The organism is Enterococcus pallens ATCC BAA-351 (genome assembly GCF_000407485.1).
Classification (GTDB): Bacteria; Bacillota; Bacilli; order Lactobacillales; family Enterococcaceae; genus Enterococcus_A; species Enterococcus_A pallens.
In genome coordinates this window covers 163,379-187,791 of sequence record NZ_ASWD01000005.1, presented here as the reverse complement: position 1 = coordinate 187,791, position 24,413 = coordinate 163,379, and the positions used below count along the sequence as shown (strand labels likewise).

The 24,413-nt window shown below is 39.3% G+C and carries 24 protein-coding genes; 20 read left to right on the top strand and 4 right to left on the bottom strand.

The window, feature by feature from the left end; genetic code table 11:
• Positions 1–7 precede the first annotated feature (7 nt).
• The 7 genes from I588_RS20730 to typA all read left to right on the top strand — a co-directional run bounded on the left by I588_RS20730 (position 8) and on the right by typA (position 7,893).
• On the top strand, positions 8–796 hold the full coding sequence (locus tag I588_RS20730) for a sulfite exporter TauE/SafE family protein (protein WP_010758929.1): 789 nt from the start codon (positions 8–10) through the stop codon (positions 794–796).
• Between the two features lie 21 nt (positions 797–817).
• A complete protein-coding gene (locus tag I588_RS20725; RefSeq protein WP_010758930.1) occupies positions 818–1,966 on the top strand; it encodes an iron-containing alcohol dehydrogenase in 1,149 nt (382 codons plus the stop codon).
• 41 nt (positions 1,967–2,007) lie between these two features.
• Positions 2,008–3,402 carry an SLC13 family permease gene (locus I588_RS20720; RefSeq protein WP_010758931.1) on the top strand — a complete coding sequence of 465 codons (1,395 nt, stop codon included), beginning with the start codon at positions 2,008–2,010 and terminating at the stop codon, positions 3,400–3,402.
• Positions 3,403–3,897: 495 nt separating this feature from the next.
• Entirely contained in the window at positions 3,898–4,659 is a 762-nt protein-coding gene (locus tag I588_RS20715; RefSeq protein ID WP_010758932.1) for a helix-turn-helix domain-containing protein, read from the top strand.
• Positions 4,660–4,814: 155 nt separating this feature from the next.
• On the top strand, positions 4,815–5,087 hold the full coding sequence (locus I588_RS20710) for a UPF0223 family protein (RefSeq protein ID WP_010758933.1): 273 nt from the start codon (positions 4,815–4,817) through the stop codon (positions 5,085–5,087).
• Between the two features lie 98 nt (positions 5,088–5,185).
• A complete protein-coding gene (locus tag I588_RS20705; protein ID WP_010758934.1) occupies positions 5,186–5,944 on the top strand; it encodes an inositol monophosphatase family protein in 759 nt (252 codons plus the stop codon).
• A 107-nt stretch (positions 5,945–6,051) separates the two neighbouring features.
• A complete protein-coding gene (gene typA, locus I588_RS20700) occupies positions 6,052–7,893 on the top strand; it encodes a translational GTPase TypA (protein ID WP_010758935.1) in 1,842 nt (613 codons plus the stop codon).
• A 198-nt stretch (positions 7,894–8,091) separates the two neighbouring features.
• Here typA and I588_RS20695 read toward each other — a convergent pair whose 3' ends face one another.
• Genes I588_RS20695 through I588_RS20685 form a run of 3 tightly spaced genes read right to left on the bottom strand, consistent with a single transcriptional unit; the run spans position 8,092 to position 9,684 of the window.
• Positions 8,092–8,313, bottom strand: coding sequence for a hypothetical protein (locus tag I588_RS20695; RefSeq protein WP_010758936.1), 222 nt, complete (start codon positions 8,311–8,313; stop codon positions 8,092–8,094).
• A 2-nt stretch (positions 8,314–8,315) separates the two neighbouring features.
• Positions 8,316–8,939 (bottom strand): HAD family hydrolase, encoded by a 624-nt coding sequence (locus I588_RS20690; protein ID WP_010758937.1) that lies wholly within the window; start codon positions 8,937–8,939, stop codon positions 8,316–8,318.
• Positions 8,932–9,684 (bottom strand): DeoR/GlpR family DNA-binding transcription regulator, encoded by a 753-nt coding sequence (locus tag I588_RS20685; RefSeq protein ID WP_010758938.1) that lies wholly within the window; start codon positions 9,682–9,684, stop codon positions 8,932–8,934. Before I588_RS20685 ends, I588_RS20690 begins: the two co-directional genes overlap by 8 nt.
• Before the next feature lie 374 nt (positions 9,685–10,058).
• On the opposite strand from I588_RS20685, the gene I588_RS20680 reads away from it, so the two are divergent.
• The 10 genes from I588_RS20680 (at position 10,059) to I588_RS20635 (ending at position 19,826) form a co-directional block, all read left to right on the top strand.
• Positions 10,059–10,361, top strand: coding sequence for a DUF1507 family protein (locus I588_RS20680; protein ID WP_010758939.1), 303 nt, complete (start codon positions 10,059–10,061; stop codon positions 10,359–10,361).
• Between the two features lie 3 nt (positions 10,362–10,364).
• Positions 10,365–11,558 (top strand): FtsW/RodA/SpoVE family cell cycle protein, encoded by a 1,194-nt coding sequence (locus I588_RS20675; protein WP_010758940.1) that lies wholly within the window; start codon positions 10,365–10,367, stop codon positions 11,556–11,558.
• 5 nt (positions 11,559–11,563) lie between these two features.
• A complete protein-coding gene (locus I588_RS20670; protein WP_010758941.1) occupies positions 11,564–14,989 on the top strand; it encodes a pyruvate carboxylase in 3,426 nt (1,141 codons plus the stop codon).
• A 12-nt stretch (positions 14,990–15,001) separates the two neighbouring features.
• Positions 15,002–16,111, top strand: coding sequence for a CAP-associated domain-containing protein (locus I588_RS20665; protein WP_010758942.1), 1,110 nt, complete (start codon positions 15,002–15,004; stop codon positions 16,109–16,111).
• Positions 16,112–16,113: 2 nt separating this feature from the next.
• A complete protein-coding gene (locus I588_RS20660) occupies positions 16,114–16,539 on the top strand; it encodes a YlbF/YmcA family competence regulator (RefSeq protein WP_010758943.1) in 426 nt (141 codons plus the stop codon).
• The gene (locus tag I588_RS20655; protein ID WP_034694276.1) at positions 16,532–16,873 is read left to right on the top strand and encodes a YlbG family protein; all 342 of its coding nucleotides are present in this window, start codon (positions 16,532–16,534) and stop codon (positions 16,871–16,873) included. The genes I588_RS20660 and I588_RS20655 overlap by 8 nt, the downstream gene beginning before the upstream one ends.
• Positions 16,874–17,021: 148 nt before the next feature.
• The gene (gene rsmD, locus I588_RS20650; RefSeq protein ID WP_010758945.1) at positions 17,022–17,579 is read left to right on the top strand and encodes a 16S rRNA (guanine(966)-N(2))-methyltransferase RsmD; all 558 of its coding nucleotides are present in this window, start codon (positions 17,022–17,024) and stop codon (positions 17,577–17,579) included.
• Positions 17,580–18,074 carry a pantetheine-phosphate adenylyltransferase gene (gene coaD / locus I588_RS20645; protein WP_010758946.1) on the top strand — a complete coding sequence of 165 codons (495 nt, stop codon included), beginning with the start codon at positions 17,580–17,582 and terminating at the stop codon, positions 18,072–18,074.
• On the top strand, positions 18,064–19,110 hold the full coding sequence (locus I588_RS20640; RefSeq protein ID WP_010758947.1) for a SepM family pheromone-processing serine protease: 1,047 nt from the start codon (positions 18,064–18,066) through the stop codon (positions 19,108–19,110). The genes coaD and I588_RS20640 overlap by 11 nt, the downstream gene beginning before the upstream one ends.
• An 83-nt stretch (positions 19,111–19,193) precedes the next feature.
• A complete protein-coding gene (locus I588_RS20635; RefSeq protein ID WP_010758948.1) occupies positions 19,194–19,826 on the top strand; it encodes a Type 1 glutamine amidotransferase-like domain-containing protein in 633 nt (210 codons plus the stop codon).
• Between the two features lie 28 nt (positions 19,827–19,854).
• Here the strand turns inward: I588_RS20635 and I588_RS20630 are convergent, their stop codons facing one another.
• Entirely contained in the window at positions 19,855–20,799 is a 945-nt protein-coding gene (locus I588_RS20630) for a magnesium transporter CorA family protein (protein WP_010758949.1), read from the bottom strand.
• Between the two features lie 234 nt (positions 20,800–21,033).
• On the opposite strand from I588_RS20630, the gene I588_RS20625 reads away from it, so the two are divergent.
• The 3 genes from I588_RS20625 to I588_RS20615 are packed head-to-tail and all read left to right on the top strand — an operon-like array spanning position 21,034 to position 24,403.
• Positions 21,034–21,657, top strand: coding sequence for a helix-hairpin-helix domain-containing protein (locus I588_RS20625; RefSeq protein ID WP_010758950.1), 624 nt, complete (start codon positions 21,034–21,036; stop codon positions 21,655–21,657).
• A 26-nt stretch (positions 21,658–21,683) separates the two neighbouring features.
• Positions 21,684–22,175 (top strand): ComE operon protein 2, encoded by a 492-nt coding sequence (locus I588_RS20620; protein WP_010758951.1) that lies wholly within the window; start codon positions 21,684–21,686, stop codon positions 22,173–22,175.
• Between the two features lie 2 nt (positions 22,176–22,177).
• Positions 22,178–24,403 carry a DNA internalization-related competence protein ComEC/Rec2 gene (locus I588_RS20615; RefSeq protein WP_010758952.1) on the top strand — a complete coding sequence of 742 codons (2,226 nt, stop codon included), beginning with the start codon at positions 22,178–22,180 and terminating at the stop codon, positions 24,401–24,403.
• The last annotated feature ends 10 nt before the right edge of the window (positions 24,404–24,413 follow it).

Sequence of the window (24,413 nt, the reverse complement as noted above, 5' to 3'; positions counted from 1 at the left end):
GGTGGGAATGTTGAGCTTCGAAATTAACTTTATCTTGGTTGCGTTGATGCAGGTAATTGGATTTTTCGTACAGGGGTGTACTGGTTTCGGCTGTACCGTGATTGCGGCAGCCGTTACCAATGGGTTATTGGGAACTGAAGTAGGAGTGCCTTATGGAACGTTGATTACCTTGCCGTTTCTTTACTATTTAGGTATTCGGGCTTTTAAAGATGTTTCTTGGAAAGATTTGGCTAAGATCTTAGCTTTATGTTTACCAGGGATTCTAGTCGGAAATTATTTGTTTTATGCTATTAGTCCGACCACAGCGAAAATCGGAATCGGTCTAATGGTAACGTTAATTGCTTTAATGAATGTTTACAAATATATTGTAAAGCCACGGATATCAAAAGAAACCGTAGTAGCAGAAGCAGTAGACACGCCAGCTAAAAAAATTTTCCGATACGGCTGTCTGATCCTTGGCGGCATCGTTCATGGTGCTTTTACAATCGGCGGCCCCTTAATCACTGTTTACACGATTGAAGCCGTTCAAGACAAAGAAAAATTCCGCAATACGATGAACATGGTCTGGGTGATTTTAAATACATGGAATGCCTTTACTCAATACAGAAATGGCGCATTTACCCCATATATGTGGAGCGCTTTGGCAATCGGTCTCCCAATGGCTGCAATCGGCTTTTTCTTGGGAATGGGCTTTCTAAAACGAATCAATCGCGAACAATTTTTACAAATTGTCTATGTTGTATTGCTATTTGTCGGCGGAAATATGCTGGTTACTAGCTTGTTATCCGTAATCTAGAGATGGAGAGGGACACAGAATATGAAAGATTTTACATTTAAAATACCTCAAAGTATTGAATTTGGCATGGGAAGCTTGAAGAAGCTGCCGGACATATTAAAGGAAAATCAGTCACAGGATGTATTTCTGATTTCTGATCGGGGCTTAGAGAGTTTAGGTGTAGTTAAAAAGATTCAGAAAATCATTGAGGCTGGTGGAATTAAGTGCACTACTTATCTAGGCACAGTACCAAACCCAACTGTTGAGGTCGTAAATGAATCAACCAAGCTGTATAAGGAATGCGGAGCTACCAGCATTGTTGCTTTAGGGGGCGGCAGCTCAATGGATGTGGCAAAAGCAACAGGTGTTTTAGCTAAGTATGGTGGTGAAATCACTGATTACGAGGGGCTGCATAAGGTTCCGGGACCGGTTGTACCGATTGTCGCTATTCCGACAACTGCCGGCTCCGGCAGCGAAGTAACAGCTTCTGCTGTGATTACTGATGAATCAAGAAATTACAAAATGTCAGTTATCAGCTATGAAATGCTGCCGAAATATGCCGTGTTAGATCCGGAGATGATTATGACTGCACCAGCATCGATTGCAGCTTCTTGTGGTATTGATGCACTGATTCATGCGATGGAAGCTTATATTTCGAAGAATGCTTCGCCATTTACTGATGCCATGGCAGAAAAGGCAATGAGCTTAATCGGGGGCAATCTACGTCAGTTTGTTGCGAATCGACAAGACGAGGAAGCCGCCTGTGCAATGATGTCAGGTTCAACCTTTGCTGGTATTGCCTTTGCCTGGGCTAAATTAGGAAATGTTCATGCGATGAGTCACCCATTAAGTGCGCATTTCCACATTGCACACGGGGTGGCGAATGCGATTCTTTTACCAACGGTGATGGAATACAATGCTCTGGCGGATCGTGGGCGTTACGAAAAAATCTATAATTTTATTAATAGAAAAGCCGAACCAGCACAAAATTTTGATCCTCACATGCTGGTAGAAGAACTCCAAAGACTAAATGAAGAAATTGGTATTCCTAAAACCCTTTCGGAAATGGGGGTTACGGAAGATAAAATTGAAGAGATGGCAGAGGATGCTATGAAGAGCCCTAATGTTGCAGTAAACCCAAGAGCTACAACTGTAAAGGACATCATTGAGTTGTACAAAAAAGCTTTATAGAAGGTCGCTGATAGATTGATTAGTGATTGAGGGAAAAGAGAATGGATATTAGTGTAATTAACGTAAATAAAAAGAGTTTAATGGGATGGATCGTCTGCTTGGCGATCCCGGCGCTGATCGCCTTTATTCCAATTTCAGATGCCTTTACACCAAGCCTGAAAGAGTTTCTTGTAATTACGATTTTTGTCATTCTAATCATAGCTATGGAGCTTTTGCCCAGACTAATTTCAGCTATACTTCTTCCGTCACTATACTTAATTAGTGGGCTGGTTCCAGCTGAAATAGCATTTGGGTCTTGGACTAGTACGACGGTTTGGATGGTATTAGGCGGTTTAATTTTTAGTAATATTCTGGATGAAACCGGCTTGCTTACTCGAATTGCTTACTATGTGATTCGCTTGTGTGGCGGTACGTATGCAGGAGCTGTTTTCGGCTGCTTCTTTATTGGAATTATCTTGAATCTGATCACCTTTTGTAATGGTTGGTTAGTTGCCAGTGCTTTAGTTTTTGGCGTGTGTAAAGCCATGGATATGAAACCGTCAAAAGAGGCCTCGCTGGTCTGTTTTGCTGGCACTATCGGGGCGACTGGCTGCACCGTTTGTCTTTATTATCCAGGCTATTTTTCTATGCTGGAGGTAGCGATTCGTGAGCTGATCCCTAATTATACGATGTCAATGTTTACTTCATTGAAGTATAATGGCTTTTTTATTGTAGTGTGTGTAGCCAGTATTTTGATTTTGATGAAGGTTTACGATACAAAGAATTTAAAAATCAACGCCAACAAGGAACTATTTGACGAAAAATATCGTATGCTGGGGGACATGTCGATAAAGGAAAAGAAAGCGGTTGTCATGATCGTTCTTTTGCTGGCTTACTTGTGTGCTTCAAGCTTTATCGGCCTGCCGGCAGCTTATGGTTTTATGGCTATTCCTTTCTTGATGTTTCTTCCTCGAATTGGAATTGGCGAGCCAGAGTCTTTGAGCAGATTAAACTATTCCATGGTGTTCTTTGTATCGGCTTGTCTCGGTATTGGCATCGTAGGAGCGGAAGTTGGCTTCGGTAATTTTTTAACAGCTATTGCTGTCCCCGTACTGGCAGGAAAAAGTACGCTGTTTGTATGTGTAGCCTTTATTCTGATGGGAACTATCGCCAATTTCTTTATGACACCTTATGCCATGTTGGGTGGACTGGCACTTCCCTTTGTTCAGATTGCAGCTACTTTGGGGATTAATCCGATTGCAGCTTGTATGTGTCTATTGTATTCTTGCGAGCTTCTCTTTTTACCTTATGAGTCAGCAGGGAATCTAATCATGTATGGATATGGAATGATGCCTATGAAAGAATTCGTCAAGCAAATGACATTGAAGGCGGTACTGATGCTTCTGGGTTTTATTCTGGTCATGTATCCATTATGGAATCTATTCGGATTAATTTAACCATCTATTTTTAAAAGTTAATAGAATAGCGTTGCTGCGGAACCTTAAAGGAGATCAGGGAATCTCCTTTTTTGTTGTGAAAGTAACGGTTCACATATCAACATAAAAAAACACTGCTTTTATTATCTACAGTGTTAAATGGTATAACTTATTCTATTTATTCGCAAACTTGAAAAATCATTAAATAAAAAGGTAAATTAAAATCGTTGTTACTGATACAGTGTTAAAATAACGATAATTATTTTTCGTATTTCGCCAATGTATAATTTTTTGTTTGTAAGATTAGAGTTTTTTAGATATACGTAATTCCTTTAGATTTATATCTAGAAATCCTATGTCGTTATTTATGTCAAAAATACTTTTTTATTCTTATCGTTTTCATGGGCTGTTTTAATCTGATTGTAAAAAAAATAAAATAAAGTATACTTTAGATTTTTACTCGATGGAGTAAGAACATTTTATTTGACATTTAAGGACAATAAGGAGCGTGAATGTGTGAACAAGATCTTGATTCTCACAAAAAACATTTTAGCTGAACAAAAATTCCAAACACAATTGCAATTATTAAACTATGAAGTATTTTGTTCCAGCGACATTTATCAAAGTAATCGGAATCATAATATCTTTTCCTACTTTCCAACGATCTTGCTAAGTGAGACAATTACAGATTCAGAAGCTGCTGATGTAGTAGCTTTGGTGAATACGGACAACAATCTAGTTATTCGATTAACTGATAATGCTTATTCTTCGGAGGACCAAGTTTCCTTAAAGGAAGCAGCTATTGGCGGTTGGTTGAACAAATCTCTTTCTAATACAATGATCCGGGAAAAATTGGTGCTGCTACAAAATAATTTCTTTAGAAATGCGCAACGTTCTAATCGACCTATTCGCTTGGCAGAAGAAGGACCATTCCAGCATGTACTAAACAATGTACGATTCTCTAAAAATGAAAAGAAAGTTTTTGCTCTTTTGTTGCAAGCACAAGGAAAAACTCTATCAAGAACTGAAATTTGCCAATTTTTATGGCGTGATGGTGAAACAAGTTCAAATCGTTCACAGTTGTCTTGTATTGCTGCGAGGATTAAAACAAAGCTTCAACATGCCGGGTATGAGGATGAAACCTTGGTTACTAAATGGGGACAAGGCTACTCTTTAGATCCTGTCTTCTGTAAATTTATGCAGACTGAGCGAGCGGCTAAAGTTTTTGAATCTATTTCGCAGGAAATTCCAACTCTTGACAGTGTTGTTTCTTTCTAACCAGTAAAATAGGTATATAAACTGACTAGTGAAACTTTTTTTATAACTTGAATCAAAAGACCTTAACCATCATTTGGTTAAGGTCTTTTTGCCTGTTTAAATAAGGGATTAGTTAATCAATTTATGGTAAACTAAAAAAGAATGGAGTGAAGAAATTGGATAATTATAGTTACCCAATCGATCCTGAGTGGAGTCGTGAAGAAATGATTACGGTGATCAATTTTCTTAATTTGGTAGAACAAGCCAATGAGAGTGGTGTAGAAACACAGGTTTTTTTAGAGGGCTATCAAAAGTTTAAGCAGGTGATTCGCAGCATTGGCGAGGAAAAACGTATTGGTCGTGAATTCGAAGCTGCCAGCGGGTATTCATTGTATCGAACCGTCCAGGCAGCAAAAAAAGAAGCGAAAAAAAGATTGAAAATGAACTAGATATGCAGCTTGTTCAGTGAAATTTATTGAACGAAGAGGCATTTGGCTGAAGAAAACGTGAGAAAAGCGCAATAATCGCAATAATAAGGAGGATAAATATGGAAAAAGAAATTATCGACTGGATTTATGAAGCAGGAGCTAAAATCAAAGCTGCGTTGAAGCAGGATGCTCTACAAGTGGTTCATAAATCAGGTAGAACAGATATTGTTACCAATGTTGATAAAGAAATTCAAGATTTTTTAGTCAGTAAGATTAAAGCCTTTGATCCTAGTGCAAAAATTTTAGGTGAAGAAAATGGTCAGGATACGACACCAATTGATCAAGGCAGGGTATTTGTGATTGATCCAATTGACGGAACATTGAATTTTGTCTATCAAAAGGAAAATTTCTGCATTATGATTGCTGTCTATGAGGATGGGGTAGGGCAATTAGGCTTCATCTATGACGTGATGCGGGATGATCTTTATTGGGGCGGTCCCAAAGTCAATGCTGTCTATCACAACAAGCAGCAGCTGCAGCCACCGAAAAACAAGCAGCTGGAAGAAGGGTTATTAGGAGTAGGTATGCCAGTCTATACGAATAACTACCATTACACTAAAGATATAGGTGTACGTACAATGGGAGTGCGAGTATTGGGTTGTGCCGGCTTAGATTTTATTGCGATATTGAAGGGCACGCAAATCGGTTATCTCAGCAGCTTGAGTCCATGGGATTACGCCGCTGGTAAAGTGATGATGGATCAGTTTGGTATGCCGACCTGTGGCGTTGATTTTCAGCCATTAAGTTTTTCTGGTCGAGAGTACTTTATGGGACTCACACCGGCTGCTATGGAGCAGGCAAAAGCATACAAAGATTAAGAAATATTAGTTTTCTGAAAAAATGAAAATGTTTTACTAACAATTCACATGATTATCTGCTATAATGGCTTGTCGAGTGACTTGTTACAAGAAAAGGAGCAATTATAGTGAAATACAGAGATGATATTCGTAACGTTGCCATTATCGCCCACGTTGACCATGGGAAAACAACGTTAGTGGATGAAATGTTGAAACAATCAGATACCTTAGATAGCCATGTAAGCTTACAAGAACGGGCGATGGACTCTAATGCGTTGGAAAAAGAACGCGGCATTACCATTCTTGCTAAAAATACAGCAGTAAACTACAAAGACTATAAGATTAACATCATGGATACACCTGGACACGCGGACTTCGGTGGTGAAGTTGAACGGATCATGAAAATGGTTGATGGTGTGTTATTGGTTGTGGATGCTTACGAAGGAACGATGCCTCAAACACGTTTTGTTTTGAAAAAAGCATTGGAACAGCATTTGATTCCAATCGTAGTCGTAAACAAAATTGACAAACCTTCAGCTCGTCCTGAAGCAGTTGTTGATGAGGTATTAGAATTATTTATCGAATTAGGCGCTGATGATGATCAATTGGATTTCCCAGTGATTTATGCTTCAGCTTTAAACGGAACATCTAGCCTATCCGATGATCCTGCTGATCAGGAAGCAACAATGGTTCCAGTATTTGATACCATTATTGAAAAAATTCCTGCACCAGTTGACAACAGCGAAGATCCATTGCAATTCCAAGTATCTTTACTGGATTACAATGACTACGTAGGACGTATCGGAATTGGCCGTATCTTCCGTGGTAAGATTAAAGTTGGTGACCAAGTGTCACTACTGAAATTAGACGGTTCAGTTAAGAACTTCCGAGTAACTAAGATCTTTGGTTTCTTCGGTTTGAAACGTTTGGAAGTTCAAGAAGCCAAAGCAGGGGACCTGATTGCCTTATCTGGGATGGAAGATATCTTCGTTGGAGAAACAGTTACACCAGTTGATCATCAAGATGCTTTGCCAATTCTGCACATTGATGAACCTACTTTACAGATGACCTTCTTGACGAACAACTCACCATTTGCCGGTCGCGAGGGTAAATACGTTACTTCACGTAAAATTGAAGAACGTTTGATGTCTGAATTGCATACTGATGTATCCCTACGAGTTGAACCAACAGACTCTCCAGATGCTTGGGTTGTTTCTGGTCGTGGTGAATTACATCTGTCAATCATGATCGAAAACATGCGTCGTGAAGGATACGAATTGCAAGTATCTCGTCCAGAAGTTATTGAACGGATGGTTGATGGTGTACGTTGCGAACCTTTTGAGTTGGTTCAAATTGATACACCTGAAGAATATATGGGCAGTGTAATTGAAGCATTAGGTCAACGTAAAGCTGAAATGCAAGACATGATCCATTCTGGTAATGGTCAAGTTCGTTTAGTTTTCTTGGCACCTGCACGTTGCTTGATCGGATTCACAACTGAATTCTTATCAATGACTCGCGGCTACGGTATTATGAACCATACCTTCGATCAATACTTGCCAAAAATTCAAGGAAACTTGGGTGGCCGTCGTAATGGTGCCTTGGTTTCAGTTGATAATGGTAAAGCTACTACTTACTCAATCATGAGTGTAGAAGAACGGGGAACAGTGTTTGTTGAACCTGGTACAGAAGTTTATGAAGGTATGATCGTCGGCGAAAACAGCCGTGACAAAGACCTAGGCGTAAACATCACGAAGGCAAAACAAATGACTAACGTTCGTTCTGCGAATAAAGACCAAACTTCAGTAATTAAGAAACCACGTATTCTTTCATTGGAAGAGTCATTGGAATTCTTAAATGATGATGAATACTGCGAAATTACGCCTGAAAGCATTCGTTTGCGTAAACAAATTTTGAACAAATCAGAACGCGAAAAAGCAGCGAAGAAGAACAAGGTTTTAGAAGCATAAACTGATTACTTTGAAGCATCTTGAGAGTTATACGACTCTTTAGATGCTTTTTTTGACGTTAAGCCAAAGAGCAAGTGTAATTGTATTTCGACTCAATCGCTGAAAAATGTTTTATAAACAGATATACATTAGTTGTCCAGTCTAATATTATGTAAACTAAACGCTCAGAAAAAGATCCTAGAATTTTCTCTAAGACCTTTATTCGCTTAATAATTCATATTTAACTAATTGTTTTAACAAGTCATCGTAGCTTAAGTGAGAAAGGCTACATAGAATAGTAAAAACTTTTAAAGGCAATTCCTTCACTGAGACATCATTTTCTACCCACGCTGTATATTCAGCAGTATTGATAGCTGGATAGGTAAGAAGAGTGTTGCTTTCTTTTCCAAGCTGGTTTAAAAATCGTTCAATTGCATACATAATTATCCCTCTAAATAATAAATTAAGTCTTCAGGTGCCGCTAACTGATGGACTTGAGCGAATTTTTCATGATTTTTCGCTCCCCAACCAGCTAGAGCAAAGGCAACTTGACTGTTTTGAGCACTTTGTAAATCGTAGATAGAGTCGCCAATGTAAATTGTCTCTTGTGGGTCAGCGTCAATAAGCTCTAGGGCCTTTAGAATAGGTTCTGGATTTGGTTTATATTTTTCGGTATCTGAAGCTGTGATGACTACAGTAAAAAGATTACTTAATCCAAAAGCTTCTAAAGTATTCGCCATATCTGTTCGCAGCTTTGAAGTTACAATACCTAACTGATACTCTCGAACTTGCAGCTGTTCCAACAAGGGGAATATACCAGGAAATAACTGAACGTCTTTTCCATAACTGCCTAGCTTGTCTACCCAAAGCTCTAAAAGCTTTTGAATTTCTTCACGCGAATCACTGTAACGTTCTAACACCTTAACTCCTGGAATACCCAAGATGAAGTGCAGTTCTTCGTCAGAAACTGATGGATCAATTCCCATAGTATCTCTAAATGATTGGATAACCGCTTGTTCTGTATCAATTAGAGTACCATCTACATCGAATAAAACTGTTTTAATCATTGGGTTTTCCTCCTGAGTAAAATACCTCAACTTTTTGTTTTTCCAAAATCTTCGACAATTCTTTTGGCAAGGCCTCATTTGTTATAAGGATATCGACTTGATCCCAGCTATACGCTTTAAAGTAGTGAGCTTGATTGATCTTTCGATGGTCCGCCAGCAAGACTAATTTAGCAGTTTGTTCACGTAATTTGTTTTTCATGTCGAGATCTTCTTCATAAGCATAATAGACACCACTAGAATCAATCCCTACCACGCTAAGAAACGCAATGTCGAATGTGTATTGCTCCAGCTCCATGAGCGGCCGTGTTCCATTGACACATCGTTTCTCGCGATCTAAATTACCTCCAAGCATTCGGGTTTTACTTGTACTGTTGCGAAGTAACCGATCTGCAATGTCAATAGAATTCGTTACTGCAAGAATGTTTTCCGAGTCAGTTAGATACTGGGGAATGTAACTAATTGTCGTGGACACATCCAAATAAATAGTTTGCGAATCATAAACCATTTCACCAGCAACTTTTGCCAGCTGCTGTTTTTCAACATGACCTTCAACGCTGCGTTGCAGATAATCATCCAACCGTTTAAAGGATTGAGGCAAAGAAATTCCGCCATAAGTGCGCTGGACCAAGTTATTTTCAGCAAGTTTAACGATATCTCGCCGAGCCGTATCGCGTGAGACTCCTGTCAGCTGAATAATTTCTTTTAAACTTAATGCCTGTTTTTTCTCTAAAGTCTGCATAATCATCTGCAGTCGTTCCTTTTGAAAAATAGTAACCCCTCCCTTTAAGTTAGTTTAATTCATATTTTAATATTAACTTAAAGTAGCTTAAAAGGAAAGAGGAAAAGCAAGTTTACTCTTCTGATAGTTGTTAAAATGGTTCGTTGCAAAACGCATGTTTCACATTTTGCATTTGTTTCACAGGACGTTTTAAATTTTTGCCGGTGTTAAGAGTTTTCATTCTATTTTTCGTGTTTGTCATCTGCCTGTAATATTTTCAGCCTGTGTAAAACTCAAAATCCGAACAAAGAATTTAATTAAAGCTTAGATGCTCCTTTTTTTCTCCTTTTTGTATTTTTTCTGTGCTATAATATTGAAACTAAGGATAGGAGGGAAGCAAAATGGAACCTATTTCTTCTGATTTTGCCATAAAAATATTGAATGATGATGCAAAGCGCATCAAGCTGCTGATTCAAAACCAACACAATAGCTTGTGTATTTCTCAGTGCAAGGCTTTCGAAGAAGTTGTCGATACACAGATGTATGGCTTCTCACGTCAAGTATTCTTTGCCGAACGGATTGGTATCCTCAAAAAAGGAGAAGGCCAACAAATGTTGAGTGACTTAGAAGCTGACTTAAATCGCTTGTACACTGAGTTGTACGAGAACCGTCAAGAAACTAATGAAACTAGCAAGGAGGCATAATCCTTGCCGAAGTCCAAAATAAGGAAACGTCACTTTTTAGATTATAGTATTTTAATTCCCTATTTAATCTTATCGGTTGTAGGATTGATTTTTGTTTATAGTTCCACTTCTTATATCCAGATTGTTCGCGGAGCAGACCCTACATATTTTGTAACTAATCAGGCGATATTTTGGGTGTTAAGTTTAATTGTTATTACACTGATGTATAAAATGAAGACCGATGTTTTGAAGAGTCAGCAGTTAATTGTATTTTCAACCTTGATTATTTTTCTTCTGCTAATCCTTACTCCTTTTATCGGTGAAGAGATCAACGGAGCCAAGGGCTGGCTAAATTTCTTTGGATTTAGTCTACAGCCAGCGGAATATTTGAAGATCATGGTGGTTTGGTATTTGTCTTATATCTTGTCCAAGCGTCAGGATACAATTCAAGATAACTTTTGGGGAGATATGAAGCGCCCACTGCTTTTGGTTTTCTTTATGGTTCTTCTAGTTGTCATTCAACCCGATATGGGGAATGCTGCAATTATCACTTTATTGGCTTTAGTTTTACTTTTAGCTAGTGGGGTCAACTGGTTTTACACAGTGATTATTGGTGGTGCAGGTGTAGGCTTAAGCTTTATAGCTATTGAATTTTTGATTCATTTTGGTCAATACATTATTCCATCACGTTTTCAATATATTGTTAGCCGTTTTGAGGTCTTCAAAAATCCTTTCATGGATGAATTGAATCAAGGACATCAGCTGGTTAATGGTTACTATGCCATGTTTAATGGTGGCTGGTTCGGTCGCGGACTAGGTAACAGTATTGAAAAGAAGGGCTTTTTAAGTGAAGCCCATACTGACTTTATCTTTGCAATTGTTGCTGAAGAGGTCGGGTTAATTGGTGCCTTGGTCATTTTAGGTCTTTTGATCTTCATGATTATACGAATTTTTCTCGTGGGTATCCGGTCGAAGAAACCATTCAATTCATTGATTTGTATTGGTATCGGAAGCCTATTTTTATTACAGGTTTTTATTAATCTTGGTGGTTTGCTAGGTTTGATTCCGTTGACTGGGATTACCTTCCCGTTTTTAAGTCAAGGCGGAAACAGCCTATTAGTTTTGTCTGTTGGTGTTGCTTTTGCGCTGAATATCAGTGCAGACGAGAAACGGACAAAGCTCGCAATAGAATATGAATATTTGAAAAGTCAGGAGTGAAGTTAATGAAAAAAGTTTTGGTGGCCAATCGTGGTGAAATCGCAACAAGAATTTTCCGTGCTTGCAGCGAATTAAATATTAAAACAGTCGGAATCTTTGCTGAAGAGGATACTTATTCAGTCCATCGCTTTAAAGCAGATGAAGCTTATCTGGTGGGTGAAGGGAAAAAGCCGATTGATGCGTATTTAGACATCGAAGACATTATTCGGGTCGCAAAAGAGGCTGGGGCAGATGCAATCCATCCGGGATATGGATTTTTATCTGAAAATCTTGAATTCGCGAAACGTTGTGAAGAAGAGGGCATTGTTTTTGTTGGGCCTTCTTTGCATCACTTAGATATCTTTGGAGATAAAATTAAAGCGAAAACGGCAGCTTTAGAAGCGGGCATATCTTCGATTCCTGGTTCAGACGGTCCAGTCGCATCAATCGAAGATATTCTAGCTTTTGGTGAATCTCATGGCTATCCAATTATGATTAAAGCAGCTCTAGGCGGCGGCGGCCGTGGAATGCGAGTTGCTCATGATGAAAAAGAAGCTCGTGAAGGCTATGAACGAGCGAAAAGTGAAGCGAAAGCAGCATTCGGCAGTGACGAAGTATATGTTGAAAAATACATCGGAAATCCAAAACATATTGAAGTTCAAATATTAGGCGACAGCCATGGAAATGTATTGCATTTATTTGAGCGTGATTGTTCTGTGCAACGCCGTCACCAAAAGGTTGTCGAAGTTGCCCCTTGTCTTTCGTTGAGCGATCAACAACGGGAAGAAATCTGTGATGCAGCAGTTCAATTAATGAAGCATGTTGGTTATATTAATGCTGGAACAGTTGAATTTTTAGTTGAAGATGATGGATTCTATTTCATTGAAGTAAATCCGCGCGTCCAAGTAGAACATACAATTACTGAAATGATTACAGGTGTTGATATTGTTACGACGCAATTATTGATTGCTCAAGGTCAAGATCTGCACGCTGATATCGGATTGCCTAAGCAAGAAGATGTGAAAATGAATGGTTCAGCGATTCAATGTCGTATAACTACTGAGGATCCTTTAAACGGGTTTATGCCTGATACTGGTAAGATTGATACGTATCGCTCTCCAGGTGGCTTTGGCGTACGGCTGGACGTAGGGAATGCCTATGCTGGAGCAGTGGTTACACCACACTTTGACTCATTATTAGTTAAAGTATGTACGCATGCTTTGACCTTTGATCAAACAATTCAAAAGATGCAGCGCTGTCTGCGTGAATTCCGTATTCGCGGTGTGAAAACTAACGTACCGTTCATGCATAACGTAATCAGCCATCCTGTGTTCCAAAGCGGGGATGCAAAAACAACGTTTATTGACAACACACCAGAATTATTTGAATTTCCAAGAGTAAGAGACCGTGGGAATAAAACCATGCGTTATATCTCTGAAATTACAGTAAACGGCTTCCCAGGAATTGAAAAACAAGAAAAACGGTTCTTCGAAGCTCCTCGTATGCCGAAGAATCTTGAAATTAAGAACATCGAAACTGCCAAACAGATTCTTGATTCTAAAGGTCCAGAGGCAGTCGCTGAATGGGTGAAGCAGCAGGAAAATGTTTTGCTTACTGATACTACATTCCGTGATGCACATCAAAGCTTGCTGGCAACCCGAGTTCGTACAAATGATTTCGTGAAAATTGCTGAAGCAACCGGAGAAGCATTACCAGAATTGTTCTCCAGCGAAATGTGGGGTGGAGCAACCTTTGATGTAGCTTATCGCTTCCTAAGCGAAGATCCGTGGAAACGATTGAAATTATTGCGTAAAGCGATGCCAAATACTTTGCTGCAAATGTTGTTCCGCGGCTCAAACGCGGTTGGCTACTCAAATTATCCTGATAATGTTATCGAAGAGTTTATTAAGGAAGCCGCAAATAATGGTATTGATGTTTTCCGTATTTTCGACAGCTTGAACTGGCTTCCGCAAATGGAAAAGAGTATTCAAGTCGTTCGTGATGCAGGAAAGATTGCTGAAGCGGCAATTTGTTATACTGGGGATATTTTGGATCCAAGTCGTCCTAAATACAATGTTCAATATTATAAAGATATGGCAAAATCGTTAGAAAGTGCTGGAGCACATATTATTGCGATTAAAGATATGGCTGGACTCCTGAAACCACAGGCTGCTTATCGCCTAATTAGTGAATTAAAAGAAGCAACGGATCTGCCAATTCATTTGCATACCCATGATACTGCTGGTAACGGGATCATTACTTGTTCAGCAGCTGTTAAAGCTGGTGTGGATATCGTCGATGTAGCCATAAGTGCTATGAGTGGTGCAACTAGCCAACCAAGTATGAGTAGTTTATACTATGCTTTACAAAATGGTGGTCGTACACCGGATATTGACTTAGGGAATGTCCGTCAGTTAAATCATTATTGGGAAGATGTTCGTCCATATTATAGCGGCTTTGAAAATGGTATTGTAGCTGCTCAAACAGAAGTGTACCAGCATGAAATGCCTGGGGGACAATATTCTAATCTACAACAGCAAGCTAAAGCAGTTGGCCTAGGTGATCGTTGGGATGAAATTAAAGAAGTGTATCATATGGTTAATATGATGTTTGGTGACATTGTTAAGGTGACACCGTCCTCTAAAGTTGTTGGCGATATGGCCTTGTTCATGGTTCAAAATGACCTAACAGAACAAGATATATATGATCGTGGCGACGAATTGAGCTACCCAGATTCTGTTATTAGCTTCTTCCAAGGGGATCTAGGACAACCAGTTGGTGGTTTCCCAGAGAAATTGCAGAAGATTATCCTGCAAGGACGCCCAGCATTGACTGAACGTCCAGGGGCTTCAGCAGCACCTGTTGATTTTGAAAAGGTAAAAGCTGAATTAGCTGAGTTGATAGGATTTGAACCAAGCAAGAAGGATGTGTTAAGCTACTTGATGTATCCACAAGTATTCTTGGACTATCAAAAATCTTATGCCCAGTTTGGTGACGTAACTTTATTAGATACACCAACCTTCTTTGCTGGTATGCGTCTTGGTGAAACAATCAATGTTCAAATTGAAAAAGGAAAAATATTGATTATTCGTCTAGATGAAATTGGTGAAGCGGACATTGAAGGAAACCGCACGTTGTTCTTCAACTTAAATGGACAACGTCGTGAAATCAATGTAAAGGATTCTTCAATTAAGAGCGCTGTACAAACGAAACGTAAAGCTGAACCGACCAATCGCGAGCAAATTGGTGCCACTATGTCTGGATCTGTTCTAAAAGTCTTAGTGAAAAAAGGCGATCATGTTGAGAAGGGGCAACCACTGATGGTGACTGAAGCTATGAAGATGGAAACCTCAATTGATGCTCGCTTTGACGGGGAAGTTGAGCACATTTATGTGGAAGAAGGCGAAAGTATTTCTTCTGGCGATTTATTAATTGAAGTAAAAGAAAAATAGGAGTGTTTAGACGTGAAAAGAGTTTTAGGTTTCATTAGTATCTTAATCATTGTTTTGATCGGGTATTATGTGCAGCCAATACTCTTTCCGCCTAATACCACGAATACGCCGGTCGAATCTACCAATCGACCGGCTAAACGTAATTCCCTCAAACATGAGACAATATCCACAGCAGGGTGTGCTCAATATATCGGCTTACCTGTTAGTGAGATTGAGCCGGATTTAGGATCCCCCTCAAAGGTGGAATCTAGCGGCTTCTTATTTGAAGTTCGGACATATCAAACTGATGGGGGGTTATTACAGGTTAATGTAGTTGATGGAACGATTGCTGCTATCAAAGTTATCGGCAAGGAAACTACAGAAGCCCCTTTTACTTTTGGTATGTCTAATAGTGATTTAGCTGAACGAATGACTCTATCATCCAATTTTGCAGTCAATTACAATGATGAGCCAATTGACATTGAATTGACTGAGGACGATATGCGTTTCCGACCTTTAATTGCTTTTGACAATGGAACCTTTGCAATTCCTTTTTTTGATGGTAGCAACGAAGAGCTCTTTGCAGTAGCCTATCTAAATATCGAAACCTTGCTGCGGGTTATGCCCTACCAGATTCACAGCGGTAACCCGTTATCGTTTCAAGCGCAAGAAAATAATTTCGACTGGGAACAGGTAAATCATCAAAAGGAACAACAAATGCTTGAAGCGGTAAATTTTTATCGTTCGCTTAAAGACCTAACGCCATTTACTAGCAGTGACGCGAGTGCAGAAGATAGTAAAAAAATGCTAGACAGCTTTTTAAATCAGCCTCAAAGTGTGTTGTCTAGGGATCGTCAGGATGAATGGTCCACTTCGGCAGAAGCCCGAGCTGGAAATTTCTCCTTCATGTTAAGTGATAAGGAATTTCAAAAATTGGCCAAGAATCAGCTGGTCAGTCAGGAAGCCGGATTGTTCTATTCTCCCGTCATTGATTCATGGTTTAGTTTGTTTGAATGGATGAGCCAGGATCGCTGGGCTGATCGCTTTTCTGAAGAGACTGATTATCAGTTAAGCGTTGCATTTAACCAGCAAAATGTGCTAGTCTTGTTACAGGAACCAGTACAAACGGAGGAAAGTGAATAACATTGATTATAGATGAAGCATTATTTTCCTTGGAGGATCAAGCATTCCACCTGATTGATTGTATTAAAAATAGTCAGGTGTTTACACATTATGTAGCAACAAAAAAGCAGATGGATAATTGTCCAGAAGTGAAACAGTTAAAGCAAACGTTTTTGCGAGAAAAGGAACGTTTTGAGCGGGTGGCTGATTATGGTAAGTTCGCCCCTGATTATTTGGAAAAGCAAAGAACTGCTCGCCGCGCCAAACGTGCGTTGGATTTCAACGAAAAGGTTGCCCAATTTCGCCTAGCTGAAACGGATTTACAGACACTGCTGGATGAGATTAGTCAAAGACTCGCTCAAACAGTTTCACCAGAGATAAAGGTCGATGCCGGGAATCCTTTTTTTGAAACAGGCAATCATCATTGTAAGGGGAATTGTCATGGATAATATAGAGTTTACAGTACAAAAAAGACGCGGAATCGTTGTGTGGGTCTACTCCCTTAAACAGTTAAAAACGTTGAAGCGTTATGGCTTGATTCACTATGTATCACGTAAAATGAAATATGTGGTTTTATATGTGAACGAGGAAGTTTTAGAAGAATCAGAAGAGAAACTGCAGGCACTTCACTTTGTCCGTCAGGTTGAACGCTCCTATCGTCCTGATGTTGAGATGAATTTTGCGGATCGCATTGGAACGAAAGCTGCGTACCAGGTGAAGGAAGAAGAAGAATTAGACGTAGTAGAAGCAAATACAAAAATTCGATTAGCTGAGACAGTCTAAAAAAGATGAAAAATGTCTGATTTGATCAAACATTTTTCATCTTTTTCTTTTATAATGAATAACAGCTTTGCAAATTAGTAGAAATCAGCAGCTTTATTTAGTATGATGAACGAGGATTCTTACATGAAAAGAGAAAGGACAACCAACTATGCGAGTGGTATCAGGAGAATTTGGTGGTCGAAAATTGAAGACCTTACCAGGAAAAACAACTCGACCTACAACCGATAAAGTAAAAGGTGCCATGTTTAATATGATTGGGCCTTATTTTTCTGGCGGAATGGTGTTGGACCTTTTTGCTGGAAGCGGCTCATTGGCAATCGAGGCCGTTTCTCGCGGAATGGATCAGGCCTTTTTAGTTGAGAAAAACTTTCGTGCTATGGCCGTTATCAAGGAGAATGTCGCGATGACTAAGGAAACGGAACGATTTCATCTTATGCAGATGCCGGCCAATAAAGCCATCCAGCAGCTAGCGGAGCAAAAGGTTACCTTTGATTTAATTTTACTTGATCCTCCTTATGCAGAACAAGAAATTGTCAAACAATTGACTGCTTTAGCCCAAGCTGATTTAATAGCTCCTGGAGCTGTAGTGGTTTGCGAGACAGATAAGACCATTGAGCTGCCGGAAAACATTGATCAATTCCTTCAGCGAAAACGTCAGGTTTATGGCTTGAGTGCCGTTACAATTTATGATTGGGAGGCAGAATAGATGAAGCGAATTGCTCTTTTTCCTGGAAGTTTTGATCCGTTAACGATGGGCCATTTGGATACGATTGAGCGAGGCGCTCAACTGTTTGATGAGCTAATCGTTGGTGTATTTGTTAATACGAGCAAAAAAAGTCTATTTAGCGGTGAAGAAAGACTCGCTCTAGTCAAGGAATCCGTTGCTCATATTGAAAATGTTCGAGTAATTACACAAGCACGCAAGTTGACGGTTGAGGTTGCTGAAGATCTAGGTGCTAAGTTTTTACTTAGAGGTATTCGCAGTATAAAAGATTACGAATACGAAAAAGAAATTGCTCTCATGAATAAACATTTGGATTCGCAGCTGGAAAGTGTCTTCTTACTTGCTTCACCAAAATATAGCCATGTTAGCTCTAGTATATTAAAGGAAATCATAATATTTGATGGGGATGTGAAGGACTATCTTCCTAAACCTGTTTATGAAGCCTTAGAAAAGAAGCGTGAACAAATTGAAAAATAAAAAAGCCCCTATAAAAAAGCTGTTAATTCTCTTTGGAATTTTAGTCTTTGCTGCTTGTATGATTGTACCAATTCCTTATTATGTAGAACAACCTGGTGAGACGATTGACTTAAAACAGTTGATTACTGTAAATGATCAAAAGGACAAACAGGATGGCTCCTTCAGCTTGACTTCAGTTGGCATTCGACGAGCAACAGCCTTTCGCGCATTAGTTGCTAACTTTAAACCTTTCGAGGAAGTGGTTTCTGCTGAAGAATTAACCGGCGGATCTACCAATGAAGAATATGAGCAAATGCAGCAGTTTTATATGGAATCTTCTCAAAATGCAGCGATTGAACAAGCCTTGAAGTTAGCTGACAAGCCATATGAATTGGAATATAAAGGGGTTTACGTTTTAGGCGTTGAAAAGACCTCTAATTTTGCTGATAAAATTAGTGTAGGGGATACGGTAACGAAGGTTGATGGTCAAAGCTTTACCAGCAGTGAAAAATTCATGGAATATGTTAAAGGTCAAAAGGTTGGTCAGAAAGTTACTATAACCTACACCCATAACGGTGAAACCAAAGAGGCTACTGAAAAACTGATTGAATTGCCAAGCGATAAAAAGCCAGGAATCGGTATTACTTTAACCGATCATACGGAAATAAAATCGGATGAAACAATCGATATTAACGCTGGAAATATCGGCGGACCTTCAGCTGGTTTAATGTTTACACTGGAAATTTATGAACAGCTTATTGGAAAAGATATCCGTCATGGTGAGAAAATTGCCGGAACAGGAACAATTAGTTCAGACGGCACGGTGGGCCGTATTGGCGGCATTGACAAAAAAGTAGCTAGTGCCGTCGAAAGCGGCACAAAGGTTTTCTTTGCTCCTGATGATGAAATTACTGATGAAATGAAGAAAGTTCAGCCAGATATTAAAACCAATTACCAGGAAGCCAAAGCAGCTGCCAAAAAAATTGGCACCGACATGAAAATTGTCCCTGTAAAAAATGTCCAAGATGCTTTAGATTATTTGGAAAATATGAAATAAAATGATTGCAGCTATGGCAAAGTGCCATAGCTGCTTTTTTATTCCTTTGTTACAATAAGAGAGAGGAAAGGGAAGGGATAACTATGAGAAGATTGTTGTTAGTGTCAATGTTTCAGAATGTTGCTAAGCTGCTAAATATTGTCGAACCTCATTTAGCTAACCAAACTGTTACTTACATTCCTACCGCCAGTAAAGTCGAACGTCTCGGATTTTTCACTAAAATTGGCAAACGACGATTGAAAAAACTTGGATTAACGGTGGAAGAAGTAGATGTTACCATAACTCCATATGCTTCTATTAAAGCAGCTCTTGAAAAAAATGAAATCATTTATGTCGCTGGTGGAAACACCTTCTTCTTGCTGCAGGAATTAAAAAAATCGGGAGCTGACCAACTCATTATTAATGAAGTAAACAAGGGCAAGCTTTATATTGGTGAATCAGCTGGGGCAATTGCTGCTGCTCCTGATATTAGGTACTCTGCTGCTATGGATAATGTTGAAAAAGCTCCAGAATTACAAGACTATGCGGGATTAAATCTGCTTGATTTCTACGTTGTTCCCCATTATCAAAATTGGGAAATGGGAAAGGCAGCCGAAGCAATTATTGAAACGTATGGCACTATTTTGAATTTGAAGCCAATTACAGATCATCAGGCTATTTGGGTTAAAGGAGTACAAACAACGATTTTACACAAAAAGCAAGCAAACAATCACTAGAAGCTAATGCTTTTTAGTGATTGTTTATTTACTTTGAATAGTCTTTTTTACTTAAATGAATCCCTGCTAGAATGGACAGGAGTATCGCTAATCCTAAAACTGCAAAAAAGGCAAGCTTGGAACCTTCACCTGGAATTCCCCCAGTATTCATTCCCCAAATACCAGTAACTAGTGCTGGTATAGAAATGATCAATGCGGCAGAATCTAGGTACTTCATCAAATGGTTTAAATTATTATCCATCATGTCAGAGAATAATCCGCCGACTGTTTCTAACAGATCACGATAAATAGCTATCAGCTGTTCTGCTCGCTGCTGCCTGAAAGCAATATCGTAAACCAGCTTAGAATCATTTAGGTTTTCAACAAAATCTGTATTTTCCCATAGGGCCTTCAAAGTTTTTGTTTGACCTTGTAAGGTATGATCAATATAAACCACATCTCGTTCCGTATCTGCTAATAGAAATAGCTCATCGTTACGCGTCGTTTCTCTCGCTGACTCGTCTAAATGATCGATGGTCTCCTTAAGTCGCAGCAGCTCGGCAATATAATGAGAGTAGACCATCAATATTACATATGCACATAACTTTTCCAGACTAGTTGTTTTGTCGCTATATTTTTCAAGCAAACGCTCAAGAAATGCTGACTTCTTTTTGACATGAGTAATCAGTAAAGTATCTGAAATAATAAAAATCAACGGTTCTAAGCGTTTTTCAATTCTTGCATCTGTTTCTGCGGATAAATTGGTAATTACCAATATGTAGGCATCTTTTAGTTTTGTTCCATCAAGTCTTTCTAAACGTGAGACTTCCTCTGCTTGATCTACGCCTAGAAAGATATCATTAGGCAGGTGATATTTTTCAATAATATCCTGCTGCTCATTGTCTGATAAATCTTGTAAAGACATCCAGTTTCCAGTTGCTTCGTCACTCTGTTTGATTCCTTTATCTGGAGTGATTTGGTAATAATTGATCATTCCGCCTTCATCCTCTTCTTTTACTAAAATAAATTACACTTACTATTTCTAAGAGAAAACAACTAACCATAATTTATTCAAGGGGTTGTCATCGATTAGAGAATACGAGGTTGCTGTAATCGATTATCATGAAAATCACCCCAGACTGTCAATAAATCTGTTTGTTGAATAAATTTGTAATTCAAAAAATTTTTCTCATTTTTTGCGTATTTTAAAGTAGAAAGGAGGAATTATGTGAAATTTGATCAGCAACAGAAGAAACTGGTTCTTTTGGCAACGGCCGGCGTACTGCTGTTTGTTTTGCTATGGCTTGTCTTTCGTCCGTCAGAGGAAGCTGTCCAAGAGGAAATACTTTTTTCGACAGAGGAATCCAGCACCGTTGCCAGCAGCAGCCAGGTGGAAACAGAATGGTTTGTTGATTTAAAAGGAGCCGTTGCACATCCTGGAATGTATCGTATCAATGAAGGAATGCGTCTGATGGATGTAATTGAACAAGCTGGAGGCTTCACTGAAGAGGCAGATCGAAACCAAGTGAACTTGGCCAAACTTTTATCTGATCAGGAGATCGTTTACGTGCCAAAAAGTGGGGAGGAAGTTCCGGCTATGCAGCAAGCAGCAGCTGCGCCAACAGATTCACCTCAGCTAACTAACAGCAGCGCAGAAACAGAAAAAATCAACATTAACACAGCAGATGCGACACAATTACAACAATTATCTGGAATCGGTGAGAAACGAGCCCAAGATATCATTAATTATCGAGAAGAAAACGGCAGCTTTCAATCGGTGGAGGATTTAATGAAGGTTTCGGGGATCGGTCAAAAGACGCTTGAAAAATTACGCAACTCGATTACAATATAAGAAAGAAGCAGGAGAGGAAGAAGAAGTTGACCATTGAAAGAATTCCTTGGGATCAGTATTTTATGGCACAGGCTGTTTTGCTATCCTTACGCAGCACGTGCACTCGTTTAGAGGTAGGGGCTACCATTGTTCGCGATAAGCGAATCATTGCTGGAGGCTACAATGGTTCTGTCAGCGGTGATGTTCATTGTATCGATGAAGATTGCTACGTTGTAGACGGCCATTGTATTCGTACCATCCACGCTGAAATGAATGCTCTTTTGCAATGTGCCAAGCTAGGGATTGCAACTGATCAGGCAGAAGTGTATGTCACACATTTTCCATGTCTGCATTGCACCAAAGCATTGCTGCAAGCAGGAATCAAAAAAATCCATTATCTAAAGGATTATCGTAATGATCCTTACGCAGTTGAATTAATTAGTCAGGTGGGTGCGAGTGCGCATCAAGTTCACCTTGAGAGTAAATATTTTGCTAAACTTCAATTAGGAGAAGATGCTGCCGTCTTACCTGAAGAGTAAGGATGAAAAATTACTTCATTTTGCCGATTTTAACGGCTGCCTTAGTGGGGAGTCTGTTCTACCAGGTACACTGGTTATTTGTCTTATTGTTAGTCGTATTGTTGATTCGAATTTGCTGCATGAACAGTCATAGGCTGATAGCTGTGACTGCTTTGTGCAGTTTTTTTGTGGGAATCAGGACTTTTGTTTATGTACAAAGTTTTCAAACATTACCTGAAAAAGTAGACACAAAAATAGTTGAGATTTTAGCCGATACTGTTAAGGTAGAGGGAAACTCGCTGCGCTTTCTCAGTCGAAATGAAACTGGAACCTATCGTGTCTATTATCGATTGAAAACGCAGGAGGAACAAAAGGTTTGGCTGCAAGAACAGCTGCCAGATCACATTTTAATTAGCGGTCGTTTTTCTGAAGCAGAAACAGCGCGCAATTTGCACGGTTATAATGGTTGGCAAAATGATCGTAGCTTAGGAATTACAGGTACTATTCAAGCGGAAACATTAGTTAGTAAGCGGGTAGGTGGGGTTTCTTTATCTAAGCTGCGCTACTATTTGATTTTTCATACAAGGAAGGTTTTTCCCCAGCGATTAGCCAGCTATTTGAATGCCTTAGTGATAGGGCATAAGGATGAAAATTTTGAAGAGTTTACGGTTGGCTATCAGCTAAGCGGACTGCTGCATTTGTTCAGCCTGTCAGGGCTCCATATTCAATTCTATTTGGGTGGTTTGCATCTTTTGCTGATTTGTTGCAAATTGGTAAGAGAATCTCGGCTTATTATTCTAACTTTGGCTGGCCTATTTCTCATTTTCTTATGCGGAGGGGGAGCCAGTGTTTTACGTGCTGTCCTTAGCTATTTGATCGCTCAGTTTTGCTTGACCTTTGATTTGAAGCTGTCAGGTTTAGACCGCTGGGCAATTATGTTGCTGTTGTTATTGCTATGGCGTCCGCTAGTATTTTACTCGGTCGGTGGCCGCTTAAGTCTATTTTTCTCCTTTCTATTGTTGTATCTCTCCTATTTATCTGATAATCGTTGGCTGCAAAGTGTACTTTTCCCATTTCTGGCATTTCCGTTACTGATTTATGAATTTTCGGATTGGTCACTAGTAGCCGGAATATTTACACTGCTCCTGATGCCGATTTTTAGTTGGGTTATTTTACCTGGTTGTTTAATATTATTTTTCTGCAGCTTTTTAGTACCATTACCCGCTTTTCTTTTAAAGTTGTTCGAGGGTATTTTTATTTTGCTGGAAAAAGCTTTACTCTTAGGAACCATTCCAGCCTTTGTCATTGGCAAACCAAGTTTTCTGTTGCTAATCGGTTTGATTTTCTTGATTATGTTGATCATTCATCGCCGAAAAAAGAAACAAGTGGTTTGGCAGTTAATTGTTCTAATGATGGGTCTAGTGCTTTCGATTCCATTCTCCAGTCGTGGTTTGGTGGCTTTCATTGATGTAGGACAGGGAGATAGTATTTTTATTAAACTGCCTTTTCATGGTGAAACATTCTTGATTGATACAGGTGGTCGTTTGGCTTTTAAGCAGGAAGCTTGGCAGAAACGTAAAAGCAAGCCGCCCTCTGACTATAATATTTTGCCTTTTATAAAAGGAGAAGGCTATCAATCAATCGATCATTTGATTATCACCCACAACGATGCTGACCATATGGGAGAATTACTCAATATAACGAAAAATCTAAGAGTAAAGAATCTTTATCTAGGCAAAGGCTCCGAACAAGATATCCTATCTCTGCTTAATCAAATGGAGAATCGCCCTAAAATCCATTTAGTTAAAAAAGGGGATGTTATCGGAAAAAAACTGAAATTGGCTATTCTTTCTCCTGAAAAGAGTGATGGCAGCAACAATAACTCTCTCGTCACATACTTCTCTGTTGCTGGGAAAAGTTTTCTATTAACTGGCGATTTAGAAAAGGAAGGGGAGGCGGATCTGATAAAACAATATCCTCAGCTTCAGGCAGATGTCCTAAAAATAGGTCATCACGGCAGTAATACCTCCACCAGCCCAGAATTGCTTCATCAGCTGCAGCCAGAAGCGGCAGTCATTTCTGTCGGAAAAAATAATCGCTATGGACATCCTGTGCCTGAAACTTTAGCTGCCTTATCGGAGTCTGAAACCGTTGTTTATCGTACCGATCAGCAAGGGATGGTCTACTATGAATGGCAGCCTTTTGCGAAATCAGGGAAATTAAAAACCATGATAGCTTTTCTGGAATAATCGTGGTAGC